General features: G+C 69.6%; 11 protein-coding genes and 1 pseudogene. 3 read left to right on the top strand and 9 right to left on the bottom strand.

Annotated features, from left to right (window positions below; genetic code table 11):
* The first annotated feature begins 7 nt into the window (after nucleotides 1-7).
* Together ABZ833_RS20645 and ABZ833_RS20640 are read left to right on the top strand one after the other, a co-directional pair.
* A complete protein-coding gene (locus ABZ833_RS20645; protein ID WP_361048632.1) occupies nucleotides 8-1,507 on the top strand; it encodes an APC family permease in 1,500 nt (499 codons plus the stop codon).
* Nucleotides 1,508-1,514: 7 nt separating this feature from the next.
* Entirely contained in the window at nucleotides 1,515-2,399 is an 885-nt protein-coding gene (locus ABZ833_RS20640; RefSeq protein WP_361048630.1) for a carbon-nitrogen hydrolase family protein, read from the top strand.
* A gap of 47 nt (nucleotides 2,400-2,446) precedes the next feature.
* Here ABZ833_RS20640 and ABZ833_RS20635 read toward each other — a convergent pair whose 3' ends face one another.
* Nucleotides 2,447-3,070 carry an NAD(P)-binding domain-containing protein gene (locus tag ABZ833_RS20635; RefSeq protein ID WP_361048628.1) on the bottom strand — a complete coding sequence of 208 codons (624 nt, stop codon included), beginning with the start codon at nucleotides 3,068-3,070 and terminating at the stop codon, nucleotides 2,447-2,449.
* A gap of 222 nt (nucleotides 3,071-3,292) precedes the next feature.
* On the opposite strand from ABZ833_RS20635, the gene ABZ833_RS20630 reads away from it, so the two are divergent.
* Complete coding sequence (locus ABZ833_RS20630; RefSeq protein WP_361048626.1) at nucleotides 3,293-4,204, top strand: LysR substrate-binding domain-containing protein; 912 nt, start codon at nucleotides 3,293-3,295, stop codon at nucleotides 4,202-4,204.
* Between the two features lie 56 nt (nucleotides 4,205-4,260).
* On the opposite strand, the gene ABZ833_RS20625 is transcribed toward ABZ833_RS20630, so the two are convergent.
* The 8 genes and pseudogenes from ABZ833_RS20625 to ABZ833_RS20590 all read right to left on the bottom strand — a co-directional run bounded on the left by ABZ833_RS20625 (nucleotide 4,261) and on the right by ABZ833_RS20590 (nucleotide 13,254).
* Complete coding sequence (locus tag ABZ833_RS20625; protein WP_361048624.1) at nucleotides 4,261-5,226, bottom strand: glycoside hydrolase family 6 protein; 966 nt, start codon at nucleotides 5,224-5,226, stop codon at nucleotides 4,261-4,263.
* Between the two features lie 130 nt (nucleotides 5,227-5,356).
* A pseudogene (locus tag ABZ833_RS20620) lies at nucleotides 5,357-6,394 on the bottom strand (endo-1,4-beta-xylanase); the annotation flags it as partial.
* A gap of 131 nt (nucleotides 6,395-6,525) precedes the next feature.
* Nucleotides 6,526-7,434, bottom strand: coding sequence for a twin-arginine translocation signal domain-containing protein (locus ABZ833_RS20615; protein ID WP_361048622.1), 909 nt, complete (start codon nucleotides 7,432-7,434; stop codon nucleotides 6,526-6,528).
* 33 nt (nucleotides 7,435-7,467) lie between these two features.
* Nucleotides 7,468-8,562, bottom strand: a complete 1,095-nt coding sequence (locus ABZ833_RS20610; RefSeq protein WP_361048620.1) for a non-reducing end alpha-L-arabinofuranosidase family hydrolase — start codon at nucleotides 8,560-8,562, stop codon at nucleotides 7,468-7,470.
* Between the two features lie 262 nt (nucleotides 8,563-8,824).
* Nucleotides 8,825-9,076: a hypothetical protein gene (locus ABZ833_RS20605; protein WP_361048618.1), complete on the bottom strand. Its 252-nt coding sequence runs from the start codon at nucleotides 9,074-9,076 to the stop codon at nucleotides 8,825-8,827.
* A gap of 53 nt (nucleotides 9,077-9,129) precedes the next feature.
* Nucleotides 9,130-11,361 (bottom strand): glycoside hydrolase family 3 N-terminal domain-containing protein, encoded by a 2,232-nt coding sequence (locus ABZ833_RS20600; protein WP_361048616.1) that lies wholly within the window; start codon nucleotides 11,359-11,361, stop codon nucleotides 9,130-9,132.
* A gap of 70 nt (nucleotides 11,362-11,431) precedes the next feature.
* Complete coding sequence (locus tag ABZ833_RS20595) at nucleotides 11,432-12,268, bottom strand: carbohydrate ABC transporter permease (protein WP_361048615.1); 837 nt, start codon at nucleotides 12,266-12,268, stop codon at nucleotides 11,432-11,434.
* On the bottom strand, nucleotides 12,265-13,254 hold the full coding sequence (locus tag ABZ833_RS20590) for a sugar ABC transporter permease (protein WP_361048613.1): 990 nt from the start codon (nucleotides 13,252-13,254) through the stop codon (nucleotides 12,265-12,267). The genes ABZ833_RS20595 and ABZ833_RS20590 overlap by 4 nt, the downstream gene beginning before the upstream one ends.
* Nucleotides 13,255-13,257: the final 3 nt, after the last annotated feature.

The following is a 13,257-nucleotide window of genomic DNA, read 5'->3' as shown; positions in this document are numbered from 1 at the left end:
AGGCACCATGCCCGACCCAACCGAAGCCGAGGCCGGAACGAGGCCTGCGTCCGCCACGGGCAAGGGGCTGCGCGGAGGCTCGGTGGGCCTGCTCGCGTCCGTCACTCTCGGGCTGTCCTGCGTCGCCCCGGCCTACAGCATCGCCATCACCCTCGGCTTCGTGACCCTGACCGTCGGGAACCTCGCGCCGGCCGCACTCCTGCTCGGCTTCGTCCCGATCCTGCTCACCGCGTTCGCCTTCCGCGAGTTGAACCGCGAGATGCCGGACTGCGGCACCACCTTCGTCTGGACCACGCGGGCGTTCGGCCCGCTGACCGGCTGGCTCACCGGCGGCTGGGTGGTGCAGGTCGCCACGTTCATCGCGATGACGGCCCTCTCCCAGGTCGGCGCCACGTACCTGCTGCAACTGCTCGGCCTGCACTCCCTCGCCGGCAGCAGCACGGCCGTGACGATCACCGCGGTGGCTCTGCTCGCGGCGGTCACCTCGATCGCCTACCGGGGCCTGCATCTCGCGGCGTCCGTCCAGTACGTGCTGCTCGGCCTGCAGTTGACCGCCCTGCTCGGATTCGGGGCCGCCGCCTTCGCCCGCCACGGCGCCGTCACCCCGTCCCTGAGCTGGCTCAACCCCTTCGCCTTCGACGGCTTCGGCCCCTTCGCCGAGGCGGTGATGCTGTGCCTGTTCATCTACTGGGGCTGGGACGCGCTGATCACCGCGAACGAGGAGACGCGCGACGGGGAGCGCGTCGCCGGCCAGGCCGCCGTCATCTCCACCCTCGTACTCCTCGCGACCTACCTGTTCACCGCCTTCGCGGCGATCAGCTTCGCCGGCATCGGCACCGGCGGCACCGGGCTCGGCAATCCCGACAACGCCGCCGACATCCTGTCCACCCTCGCCCCACCGGTCCTCGGCGCGGCGCCGGCCAAGGTGATGCAGCTGGCCGTCTGCGTGTCCGCGGTCTCCGCCCTGCTCACCAGCCTCGTCGGCTCCTCCCGCGGCATCCTGTCCATGGCCGCCCACGGCGCTCTGCCGTCCGCCTTCGCCCGCGTCCATCCCCGGCACCGCACCCCCGGCTTCGGAACCGTCTTCATCGGCGCGACGGCCGCCGGTCTGCTCGTCCTGCTCACGCTCGTCTCCGCCGACTTCCTCGGCGACGCCATCTTGTGCATCGGGCTGCTGATCGCCTGCTATTACGGCACCACCGCGCTCGCCTGTGTCTGGTACTTCCGGGGACGGCTGCGGAACTCGCTCCGCGACCTGCTGCTGCGCGGAGTCCTGCCCCTGCTCGGCGGGCTGATGATGCTGGCCGCCTTCGCCCGCAGCGCCCACGACATGTACGACCCGGCCTACGGCAGCACCTCGTTCCACGGCATCGGCGGAGTCTTCCTCCTCGGCGCCGGCTCCATCGCCTGCGGAGCCCTGGCCCTGGCCGTCGCCCGCACCCGCTTTCACCGCTTCTTCCGCGACGGCCGCACCACGGTGGCCGAACTCACCATCACCGAGGACTGACACACTCATGCGCACACTCGCCATCGCCGCCCTGCAGACCACCCCCGTACCCCACGACCTCGAGGCAAGCTGGCAGCGCTTCGCCGACCAGGTCCGCACCACCCGCGGCCTGTTCCCCCACGTGCAACTCGTCATCGCGCCCGAGCTGCTGCTCGCCGCGGAAGGCGCCCTGCTCCAACCGGCCGCCGACGACTGGATGGAGCAAGCCGCCGTCGCGATCCCGGGCCCGCTCACCGACCGGATCTGCGCCCTGGCCGTGGAGACCGGCCTGTGGCTCGTCCCGGGCAGCGTGTACGAGCGCGCCGATGACGGGCACGTCTACAACACCGCCCTGGCCGTCTCACCGGAGGGTGAGATCGCCGCCCGCTACCGCAAGGTCTTCCCGTGGCAGCCGTACGAGAAGACCACCCCCGGTCACGAGTTCACCGTCTTCGACATCCCCGGCGTGGGCCGGGTGGGCCTGGCCATCTGCTACGACGGGTCGTTCCCCGAAACGGTGCGCCAACTCGCCTGGCTGGGCGCGGAGATCGTCATCCAGCCCACCCTCACCCCCACCCGCGACCGGGAGATGGAACTGGTCTGTGCACGCGCCAACGCCTGGACCAACCAGGTCTACGTCGTCAACGTCAACGCAGGCGACCCGGCCGGGGTCGGACAGAGCGCCGTCGTCGACCCAGAGGGCATCGTGCGCCAACAGGCAGGACCCGGCGCGGAGATCCTCGTCGACGTCCTCGACCTCGACACCGTCGCCCGGGTACGCAGCTACGGCTCCGCGGGCCTCAACCGCCCTTGGAGCCAGCTCGCCCGCTACGGCGAGTCGGTGAAGCTCCCGATGTACGGCGGCGGAGGATTCCACACACCGGACTGGCTCAAGGGCGAGACCCGGACTTGAGATCCGACATCAGCGAGTCGGTGATCCATCAACCCGTGTCAGGGGGCTCAGCCGGTGAACTCGTCGACGCCAAGGGCGAAGTCCCAGTGGCCGACCCCGTTGCCGGCGAGGCTCACCGTGACCAAGCCCATTCCTTCCAGCCAGTGCGCCATTTTCAGGCCGCCGACGTCCAGCGGGCGCAGCCCGAGGCTCTCGACGAATGCCGCCACGTCCACCTTGGCCTGCGTATTGTCGCCAGCGATGAAGACGTTGGGCCGCCCCTTCTCCAGGACATGGCCGAAGATGGTGTTGAACGCCTTCACCACGCTGGCGCCCGCCGGGGCCACCTTGGCGACTTCCCGCGCGATCGAGGTCTCCTCGCTGTGGGCCAGTCCGTCGAACGTGGCGTTGAAGGGGTTGCTGATGTCGACGATGACCTTGCCCGCGAGAGCGTCTCCGTACCAGGTGACGACCGGAACGACACCGTCGTACAACAGGGCCGTGATGACTATGTCCCCGGCCGGGACGGCGCCCCACTTGCCCGTCGTCGCGCCGCCGCCCAGAGCCTTGGCCAGGTCATCGGCCTTGGACTGATCACGTCCCATGACCTCGACGGTGTTGCCGCCCGCCACTGCGAGCGTGCCGATGGTCCGGGCCATGTTCCCCGTGCCTATGAGAGTGATGCTGCTCATGAGGTGTGCTCTCTCTTCCTGTTGTCAGACAGTTTTGCGCAGGCCAGACCTGAGCCCTGCTATCAAGTTTCGATGTGGAATTCATGTGCTGAATTCGCTTCGCCCCCCCTAGGCGCCTATTCAGCTGGGTACCTATTCAGGTTGTCATTGGCCTGAGTGGGCGTCCAAGACCTCTTTTAGCCGCGGTGATACCTTGAAGGCATCACCGAACTGGGGGGCGCCATGGATCTGGACCTGCGCAAACTGCGTTACTTCGTCGCCGTGGCCGACCAGTTGCACTTCGGCCGCGCCGCCGACGAGCTGCATATCGCGCAGCCGGTGCTCAGTCGGCAGATCCGCGCGCTCGAAAAGGATCTCGGCGCCACGCTGTTCACCAGGGATCGCCACGGCGTAGCGCTGACCGACGCGGGCCGGCAACTGCTGGACGACGCCGGCCCGCTGCTCGCCTCCGCGCACGCGGCCCGTCGCCGGGTGTCCGTCGCCGCCCGCGGCAGCCGGCGGCTGACGGTCGGTTTCCGGGCCGGCATCCCGGTCATCCCCGCGGCGCGGGCGTTCGAGGCCCGGCACCCGGACGTGGTCGTGGACGTGCAGCGGATCGAAGGGGACGACCAGGCCCCGATGCTGCTCGACGGCCGCATCGACGTCGCCTATGTGCGGCTGCCCATCGACGAGGCCGGCCTGCGCGTCACCCCGCTGTACACCGAGCCGCGGGTGGCGGTGCTGCCCACCGGCCACCGGTTGGCCGGCAAGGAGGAGGTCACCGAGGCCGACCTGGCCGGCGAACCGCTGGTCTGGCATGCCGACCCGAGCACGCAGCCCACCAGGCGCCCGCACCCCAACGCCGGGTACCTGGTACGCGGGGTGGACGAGACGCTCGAGCATGTCGCGGCGGGCCGGGGCATCTCCTTCCTGGCCCGTTCGGCCGCCGTGTTCTCCTCACATCCGGAAGTCGTCTATGTGCCCATCCCGGACCTGGCGCCCGATCAGGTGTGCCTCGCGGCGGCCGCATCGCGCACCTCGCCGGTGGTCGATGACTTCTTCACCGCGGCTCAGGCGACGGCCGAGATCACGGCAGAATGTGGGAACCATGAAATGTGGCAGGTTGGAATCGATGCTGTTTCACAGCGCGGTTGAGAAGTCCGACTGAAAACAGCTCGGTATCACCGAAACCGCGCCGAGTTGTTTCCGGATCAGTAGCCGTAGATCATCTTGTAGGCGAGCTCGGGGAGGAACTGTCCGGCCGAGGAGCCGGTTCCGGCACCGCAGTCGCCGTCGGACTCCCCCGGTACCTTGATCCACAGGAGCATCTCGGCGCCTCCGCCCAGCTGCGTGGGCGTGCCGATTCGGCGGCCTGAGGGATTGCACCACTGGCCGTCGGAACCATTGCCGTTGCGGCTGGTGTCCACGACAAACGGCTTGATGTAGCCGTACCGGGCGTTGAGTTCGCTCTTGACGGCATTGCCGTACGCGGTGTTCTCGGCCGTGGTCAGGTAGTTGGAGACGTTGAGCGAGAAGCCGTGGGCCTGTCGGAGGCCGGCTTCGTGGAGACGACGGGCCATGGTCGCCGCGCTCGTCCAGGCCGGGTTGCCTGCGTCGAGATAGACCCAGGTGTGGGGAGCCTGGCGGTTGAACTCGGCGAGCGCGCCGGTGAGCATGCCCTCGCGTTCGTCGATCTGGGCCTGGGTCATGCAGTCGTAGTCCCCGAGGGAGTCCGGTTCGAGGACGACCAGTGCCGGGCGGTCGGCGATCCCGCCCGCGAACTGGGCGATCCAGTCGGCGTAGGCGGACGGCGAGGAGGCTCCACCCGCGGAGTGTCCGCCGCAGTAGTCGCGGTTGTAGATGTTGTAGGCGACGAGGAGGGGCAGCTCGTCCCGGGCGTCCGCGGCGCCCACGTACGCGCCGGTGGCGGTGCCGATGGTGCCGCTCCAGGAGCCGAACCAGCGGGCCGTCGGGGTGCCCGCGATGGAGGCGTTGATCGCGGGCGCCCGGCCGTCACCGGGGTTGTCGGCGACCCACCGCTTCGCGCTGGAGTCAGGGTCCACGTAGAACCCGTCGGTCATGGTCGTCGGGTCGGCCGCGTGGGCGGACGGTGCGGCGGCGAGCGCCAGCGGCAGCCAGGAGAGCGCTGCCACCAGGGTGAGCAGTCTGCGGCGCATGACGGTACCTCAGATCTCTGACAGGGATGCGTCGGATGGTCGGCGATGAGTGTGGGGAGCGCTCCCACAGGAAGCGCTCCCCACGGCAGAGTCGGTCAGCAGGTCGAGCTGGTCTGGGTCAGGGAGTGCCGCGGGTGGCGGCGGGCGCGCCGCCCAGCGTCGTCAGGACCGCGTTGTACGCCGCCTTCTTGTTGCCGCCGCGGTCGAAGAGCAGCGGATTCTCCGAAGCGCGCCAGGAGTCGCTGTCGCGGATGCCCCAGACGGTGATGCCGGTGCAGCGTGCGACGTTCATGCAGGCCCTGACCGTGTTCGCGTACGCGGTCGGCGAGGCCTGCGCGATGTCCAGCTCGGTGATCTGTACGTCCACGCCGAGGGCGGCGAAGTTCGCCAGCGTCGTCTGGAAGCTGGCGGGCGGGCCGCCGGCGCCGAAGTGGGCCTGGAGGCCGATGCAGTCGATGGGTACGCCCCGCGCCTTGAAGTCGCGCACCATGCGGTAGGCGCCCTGAGTCTTCGCGGCGTTCCAGTCCTCGATGTTGTAGTCGTTGTAACAGAGCTTGGCCGACGGGTCGGTGGACCGGGCGGTCCGGAACGCCTGCTCGATGAAGCCGTCGCCGAGCACGTCCCGGAAGACCGAGCTGCGAAGCTGGCCGCTGGTGCCGTCGGCGAACGCCTCGTTCACCACGTCCCAGGAGTGGATCTTGCCCTTGTAGCGGTTCATCACGGTGCTGATGTGGTTGTTCATCACGCCGCGCAAGGTGTTCGCGTCCCTGATGGAACTGACCCAGCCGGGCAGTTGGGAGTGCCAGACCAGGGTGTGGCCGCGCAGCTTCTGGCCGCGTGCCGTGGCGCCGTTGACGATCTGGTCGGCAGGGCCGAAGTTGAACGAGCCGCGGGACGGCTCGGTCGCGTCCCACTTCATCTCGTTCTCGGGCGTGACCGAGTTGAACTCTCGGCCCAGGATGCCGGTGTACGTGCCGTCCCCGAGCTTTCCGGCGGCCACGGCGGTTCCGAAGTAGCGCCCGGACTGGGCCGCCTGGGCGCCCAGGGTGGATGCCTGGATCGTGGGGTCGGGCGCGCCTGTCGCGGTCCCGGGTGTCACCAGGACGGTCGCGGCCAGCAGGCCCAGGACTGCGGCTCGGCGACAGCCGAGCCGTTTCAACGGGTTCATGTTTTCTCCTCGTGGGGTGGATGGGGATTGCGTGGTGCGATCGGTGGACCTCTTCAGGGCGTGGTCAGCGCGAAACGCCTGACACGGACCGCGCCGCCGAGCGCCCTGCCGGTACACATGGGCCTGGGCCGTCAGGCCAGGGCGGCTTCCCAGCGGGTGCCGTCGCCGGTGGCGTCGGCGGGGAGGCGGTCGCGGGCGGCGGTGTCGTCGTACAGACGCCAGCGGAACCAGTCCACGAGGGTGTTCTGGGTCCGGCCGAAGGTGGGGAACCCCGGATTCAGGTACGCGGCGTGGTCCGCGCCGACGTGGGTGAGGAACGCCTTGGGCGCGGGCAGTTCGTCGTACGCCCGCCGGGCCAGGGCGTAGTCGCAGGTCGGGTCCTTGTCGCCGTGGATGAACAGCACGCCCGCACCGACCGAGGCCGCGGGGGCACCCATGTCCACGCAGGCGACCGGGACCGCGGCGGCGATACGGTCGTCGGGCCAGGCGGTCACCAGGCCGTGGGTGGTCATGCCACCCATCGAGTGCCCAGAGACGCCGACGCCGGCCGCGGCGTCGATGTGCCCGGCGAAGGGGCCGCCCGTGGCGTCGCCCAGCGCCAGGGTCCGGGTGATGACCTCGGAGACGTCCTTCGACCATTCGCCTCCATAGACGGAGCCGAGGTTGGTGTTGTCGGAGAACGAGGGGGCGGGGCAGATGAAGCCGGCGGAGGCTATCGCGTGGGTCTGCGAGGCGTAGGAATCGGAGTTGCCGCCCATGCCGTGGCTCCACTCGGCCACGGGGAACACGCCGTCAGCGAGAGGGGCGTCGGGGACGGGGGCGCCGCCGGGGGTGCCGGGAGTGGGGTAGAAGACCTTGGTGAACAGCGAGCGGGCGCCACGGCTCCAGTTGAACCGGCGCACCCCGATGGCGAACTCGCCACTGGACATGGCTAGTTCGGCGCCGGAGGCAGGGTGCAGTGCGGTGCCGAGCAGGGAGGTTCCCAGCCCCGCTGTCGCGGCCGCGGTCAGGCCGAGGAAGGTACGTCGGCTGAACGACATGTGTGACTCCTTGCGTGGGGGGACAGGGAGGCCTCAGCAGGTGGAGTCGGTCTGGGTGGCCAGGCCGAGCCGGTAGGGCAACTGCGAGTACTCGCCGCTGGAGTTGGGGTCCCGGCCCTGATAGAGGAGCCGGAGCCGGCAGGGGTCGATGGTCATCGTCTGGTCGTTGGTGGCGCGGAGCAGCTCGCCGTGGCTGATGTCCTTCGTCCAGGCGCCGCCGGGGAAGGTGACGTTGGTGGAGCGGGCGAAGGGGTTGGCTTCGGTGGCGGCGAGCGGCTGCCACGTGCCGGTCAGACCCTTGGAGGTGAAGGAGCGGTAGTACCGGTTGCCGTCGCCGCCGATGGCCTCCCACATCAGCAGGTAGGTGTCGGTGCCCTTGACGCGGTAGACCGCGCCTCCCTCGAAGAGCGCGAAGCGGGAGTCCTGGAGCACGATCCGGGTGTTGCCGAAGCCGTTCGGAAAGTTGGCGACGGTGGTCTCGGACCGGTACACGTGGCCGTTGTCGTCGGCGGAGAACATGTAGCACTTCGCGTCGTCGCAGATCACGTAGAAGTCGAGCCAGTTGCCGTTGCCGATGTTCTCCCGGACGACGTCGGGCATGCTGCTCATGAGGTTCTTCGGCGCGGACCAGCTGGTCGGATCGTTGATGTTCTTGGTGGTGGAGTACGACGGCAGACCGGTCTGGTACACGAGGTACCACTCGTCCTTGGGGGCGAAGTAGAAGGCGTGCGGGGCGGCCCGGTAGCCGGGGCCGATCTTGGAAGCGGTCTCCAGGTGGGTCTGCTTCGCGGCGGCGGCCTGGGACCAGTCGGAGAAGCTGGTCTGCGCCAGGCTCCAGTCGCCGGACGTTCTCGCGGCGGTGGTCATGAAGACGTGCCACTTGCCGTCCTTGCCCTGGACCACCGAGGGGTCCTTGACGGCGACGGAGTTGCTGCCGTCCTGCTGTGGCGAGATCACCGGTCCCGTGGAAGACCATCGGAAACTGCCCGGCAGGTCCTGCCGGGGGGTGCCCGCCGGTGTCGCTCCCTCGGCGGGCACGGTCAAGAACGCTGCCAGCAGGGCGATGAGCAGGGCCACACAGGCGTGGCGGCGATGGGGACGGGGGCGGAGACGATGCGTCAAGGGCATGGGTAACTCCATAGCGGCTCGACTGGTGCGCATGGGGTGATGCGGGGAGGTGGCCGACTGTCCGGTCCAGGCCGGACCAGCCCGAGGCTTGGTCGGCATACCGAACGGCAGACGGATCGTCGGACGTAGGAATAATGGGGCGCTTGACGGAGCTCGGTCAATGCCGTGTGCGCAACATTTTCGGCCTTTCCCCGAAAGTCTTGCGCGATTCTTTCAACACCTGCGCTGAGCTGGGAACTTGGCGCCCTTGGTGGCGCTGTGCTCAGCCAGGCGGAGGGGCCGCGCTCTGGCGGACCGCGAGTCGCGTGGCGATCTCCAGGCCAAGCTGCGGCACCCTGGCGGAGGATCGGCCCACCGAGCGCCTCGCGTCCCATTTCATGCCGTTGCCGGTGGTGGTCCGGCCGAACTCGCTGCCCAGCAGATCGGCGTACGCGGTGTCGTCAAGGGTGGCGGCCCGGTGGGGGTGCGGCGTGCACAGGTGGGCATGGAGGTCTCTCCTCGGCTGTTGTGGCATCCCACCTACGGGGCAGGGACGTGCGGTCAACCCTGTGCCGGGCCAGGCGCGGGCTACTTGACGCGCGTCTCGCACCACATCCGGCGCTCGTGCCCGACCTCGCGCACCGGTCCGGTCAGGGTGAGCGGCACGGTGTGGTGGGTCCGGGCGCTGGAGGCGGCGACGCGCAGTTCGAGGGCGCCGGGTTCGACGACGCGACGGCCGTCGGCGCCGGTGTACGCGGCGAGGTCGGCGGGGAACGTGGCGTGCACCTCGGCCGCGGCACCGGGCTCCAGCGGGACCCGGGCGTAACCGACGAGCCGGACCTCGGGGCGGGCGACGGTGCCGACCGGGTCGTGCAGATAGAGCTGGACGACTTCGGTTCCGGGACGGTCACCGGTGTTGCGGACGGTCAGGCGCAGCGTGGTCTCGCCGTCGGTCGTGAACTCCGGTGCTTCGCAGACCGGTTGGCCCCAGTTGAACGTGGTGTACGACAGGCCGTGCCCGAACGGATACAAGGGTGTCGGGTCCACGGTGCTCGGGAAGCCGTGCCGGCCGAGCGGCGGAGCGAGGTACGGCGCGGGCTGGCCGCCGGGGCTGCGCGGCACCCCGGTGGGCAGGCGCCCGGAGGGGTCGACACGGCCGGAGAGGACGCCCGCGACGGAGCCACCACCCTCCTGCCCGGGGAAGAACGTCTGGACGACGGCGGCGGCCCGGTCCGCCCAGCGGCCGAGTGCGTAGGGCCTTCCGCTGAGTACGACGATGACGACCGGCACGCCGGAGGCCATCGCCTCGTCAAGCACCTCGCCCTGCCCGTACGGCAGTTGCAGGTCCTCGGCGTCGCAGCCCTCGCCGGACGAGCCGCGCCCGAACAGACCCGACCGGTCCCCGACCACGGCGAGGCAGACGTCGGCCGTCGTCGGATCGTCGACGAACACGGCGTGCGGGAACTCGACGCGCAACGCCTCGTCGAGCGTCGGCACCTCGACACCCGTGGCCAGTTCGGGATGGTGCACGCCCACGTGCCGGGGGAACGTGTAGCAGCCGAGCATGGCGGACTGTTCGTCGGCGAGCGCCCCGACGACGGCGATGCGCGGCCCGTCACTCAGTGGCAGCACCCCGGAGTCGTTGGCGAGCAGGACGACCGACTCCTCGGCGACCTTCCGCGCCAGCTCCCGCATGTGCGGGGGGTTCAGGTCGACGGTCCCTCCGCCCGCGACGGGCTCCCAGTCGGGGTCGAGCAGCCCCAGTTCGCACTTCTGCGTGAGGACACGCAGCACGGCCCGGTCGAGCAGGTCCTCGGGGAGCGGGTCGGCGGGGTTGAAGCAGCGGGCCGCCGGCAGCTCCACGTCGACACCGGCCGCGAGGGCGAGCCGTGCGGCGTCGCCCTCCCCGTCGGCGACGCGGTGCGCCTCCCCCAGGAGCGAGACGCCGTAGTAGTCCGAGACCACGGTTCCGGTGAACTGCCATTGCCTGCGCAGGAGTCGCGTGAGCAGCTCCGTGTGGGCGTGGGCGGGCAGGCCGTCGATGTCGTTGTAGGCGGCCATCACGGAGCGGGCGCCGCCGTCGCGCAGCGCCATCTCGAACGGCGGCAGGATCACGTCCGCCAGCTCCCGGGAGCCGAGCGAGGCGGGCGCGTGGTTGCGGGCGGCGCGCGAGGCCGAGTACCCGGCGAAGTGCTTGAGTGTGGCGACGATCCCAGCCGACTCCAGGCCTCGCACAAAGGCCGTGCCGATGGTGCCGACGAGGTATGGATCCTCGCCGATCGCCTCCTCGGTACGGCCCCAGCGCGGATCCCGCACGACGTCCAGGACCGGGGCGAGCCCCTGGTGGACGCCGACGACACGCATCGACGTACCGATGGCCTGCGCCATCTCGGTGATCAGCGCCGGGTCGTAGGTGGCACCCCAGGCCAACGGGGTCGGAAAGACAGTGGCCTGCCAGGCGGTGAACCCGGTCAGGCACTCCTCGTGGGCGATCGCGGGCAGGGCGAAACGGTTGCCGGCGCGGATGGTGCGCTGCAGTTCGGCGAGGCGGGCGACGCCCTCGGCGGGTTCGACGGGCACGGTACCGAAGGGGCGGGTGAGGTGGCCGAGGCCAAGGGGCAACAGGGCGTCGAAGGCTGCGCTGCGGGCCGCATAGGTGTGCTGGCCGGGGGCGACGTCGGAGGCCCCGCTGCCGTCGGGCTCGGCGCCGATCCATACGCCGGACAGCTGAGCGGTCTTCTCCTCTGTGGTCATCCGGGCAAGCAGGTCCGCCGTCCGGGCGTGGGCGGGCAGGGTGGTGTCCTGCCATGGCTCGACCATGGAACTCCTCAAGTACGGTGCGAACAGGGGGTGTTGGTGCCTGAAGGCTGAGCTGTTGATGCCTGAGGGATCAGCCCTTGGTGGCGCCCATGGTGATGCCGCCGATCAACTGCCGTTCGGCGACGGCATAGAAGGCGAGGGCGGGCACCATGGCGAGGATGAGATAGGCGAAGACGCGGGCGATGTCGGTGGCGTACTGCCCCTGGAACTGCTGGACCCCGATGGGGATCGTCCACCAGGTCTGATCACTGAAGACCAGCAGCGGGAGCAGGAAGTTGTTCCAGCTGCTGACGATGGCGAGGATGGACACGGTACCGAGCGCGGGCCGCGCCATGGGCAGCAGGATCCGCCAGAAGAAGCCGAACGCCGAGCAGCCGTCTAGGGTGGCGGCCTCCTCGAGCTCGCCGGGGATCTCCCGGAAGAAGCCGCGCAGGATGACGATGGTGATGGGCAGTCCGAACGCGGCCTGCGGCAGGATCACGCCCCAGGGGTTGTCGAGCAGCCCAAAGGTGCGCAGCAGCACGAACAGCGGCAGGATCGCCACGGCGAACGGGAACATCAGCCCCACGGCGAAGAGGGTGAAGAGTACCTCCCGGCCCCGGAAGGCGAAGCGGGCGAGTGCGAAGGCGGCCAGGGCCGCGGCGCCCACCGTCAGTACGGTCGTGCCGACGGCGATCAGTGTGGAGGCGCCCAGCATGCGCCAGAACGAGCCGGAGGCGAGTACGTCGGTGTAGTTGGACGTCACCCACGGCGACGGCAGTCCGAACGCGTTGTCGGAGAGCTGGTCGGTGGACTTGAACCCGGACACGAGCGCGTACAGCAGTGGCGTGACCATGGCGATGCCGACCAGCCACACCATCACGTACAACGGAACGGAGCGCAGCTTTCCGCGCACGCCCGCGCTCATCGGGAGGCTCGCATGGTGGTGAGGGCTCCTTGGGTGTCGCGGCGCAGCACGGAGCGCTGGTAGATGAGGGCGAAGACGAGGCTGATGAGGAACATGCCGATGCTGATCGCGCTGGCGTAGCCGATCTGGTAGCGCTTGAAGCCGAACTGGAACATGGTCACGGCCATGGTCTCGGAGTGGTGGTCCGGCCCGCCCTGCGTGACCACCCACACCAGGTCGAAGAGTTGGATGGCGCCGATCACGGAGAGGAAGACACTGATGCGGACCGTCGGCCCGAGCAGCGGCAGGGTGATGTGACGGAAGCGCTGCCAGGGGCCCGCGCCGTCGATGCGGGCCGCGTCGTGCAGTTCGGCGGGGATGCCCTGCAGTCCGGCCAGGTACAGCATCATGTGGAAGCCGAAGTACTTCCACGTCATGACGAGGAACAGGGTCGGCAGCACATGGTCCTGGTCGGCGAACCACAGTCCGCCGAGGCCGTCGAGGCCGACCGAGCCGAGCACCTTGTCGGCGAGCCCGTCGTCCGGCGCGAACATCATGGAGAACAGGACGCCGGTGATGACCTCGGACAGGACGTAAGGGGCGAAGAACAGCATCCGGTACAGGGCCCGACCGCGCAGTTTCTGGTTGAGCAGCACGGCCATGCCCAGCGCGAACGGCAGTTGCACGCACACCGAGAACAGCACGAGCAGCAGGCCGCGCCACAGGTCGCCGATGAAGACCGGGTCGCGCAGGAGCCGACTGTAGTTGTCGAAGCCGACGTAGTCCGAAGGGGACCCGAATCCACCCCAGTTGAAGAGACTGACGTAGAGGGCGTACAGGATCGGGGCGAGCACGAGCGCGCCGAAGAGGAGCAGGGCGGGCAGGGTGAAGCAGAAGGGGGTCAGCCAGTCGACGATCCGCCGGGCCAGCGGCCGTCTTGCCCTGGTGTCGGGCTGCCGCGGTGGGACGGTGGCGGGCGCGGGGTCCTTCACGTACGTGGAGGCCATGTC

The organism is Streptomyces sp. NPDC047525, assembly GCF_040643025.1.
Taxonomy (GTDB): domain Bacteria; phylum Actinomycetota; class Actinomycetes; order Streptomycetales; family Streptomycetaceae; genus Streptomyces; species Streptomyces durmitorensis.
Note: the sequence above shows the minus strand (reverse complement) of the source record. Positions and strands in the feature narration are given on the sequence as shown.

Bases quoted from the DNA above. Each gene is read 5' to 3' on its own strand.
- ABZ833_RS20625 (WP_361048624.1), bottom strand. From the start codon at position 5,226: ATGCGCCGCAGACTGCTCACCCTGGTGGCAGCGCTCTCCTGGCTGCCG.
- ABZ833_RS20615 (WP_361048622.1), bottom strand. From the start codon at position 7,434: ATGTCGTTCAGCCGACGTACCTTCCTCGGCCTGACCGCGGCCGCGACA.
- ABZ833_RS20605 (WP_361048618.1), bottom strand. From the start codon at position 9,076: ATGCCACAACAGCCGAGGAGAGACCTCCATGCCCACCTGTGCACGCCG.
- ABZ833_RS20640 (WP_361048630.1), top strand. From the start codon at position 1,515: ATGCGCACACTCGCCATCGCCGCCCTGCAGACCACCCCCGTACCCCAC.
- ABZ833_RS20590 (WP_361048613.1), bottom strand. From the start codon at position 13,254: ATGGCCTCCACGTACGTGAAGGACCCCGCGCCCGCCACCGTCCCACCG.
- ABZ833_RS20645 (WP_361048632.1), top strand. From the start codon at position 8: ATGCCCGACCCAACCGAAGCCGAGGCCGGAACGAGGCCTGCGTCCGCC.
- ABZ833_RS20595 (WP_361048615.1), bottom strand. From the start codon at position 12,268: ATGAGCGCGGGCGTGCGCGGAAAGCTGCGCTCCGTTCCGTTGTACGTG.
- ABZ833_RS20630 (WP_361048626.1), top strand. From the start codon at position 3,293: ATGGATCTGGACCTGCGCAAACTGCGTTACTTCGTCGCCGTGGCCGAC.
- ABZ833_RS20600 (WP_361048616.1), bottom strand. From the start codon at position 11,361: ATGGTCGAGCCATGGCAGGACACCACCCTGCCCGCCCACGCCCGGACG.
- ABZ833_RS20635 (WP_361048628.1), bottom strand. From the start codon at position 3,070: ATGAGCAGCATCACTCTCATAGGCACGGGGAACATGGCCCGGACCATC.
- ABZ833_RS20610 (WP_361048620.1), bottom strand. From the start codon at position 8,562: ATGCCCTTGACGCATCGTCTCCGCCCCCGTCCCCATCGCCGCCACGCC.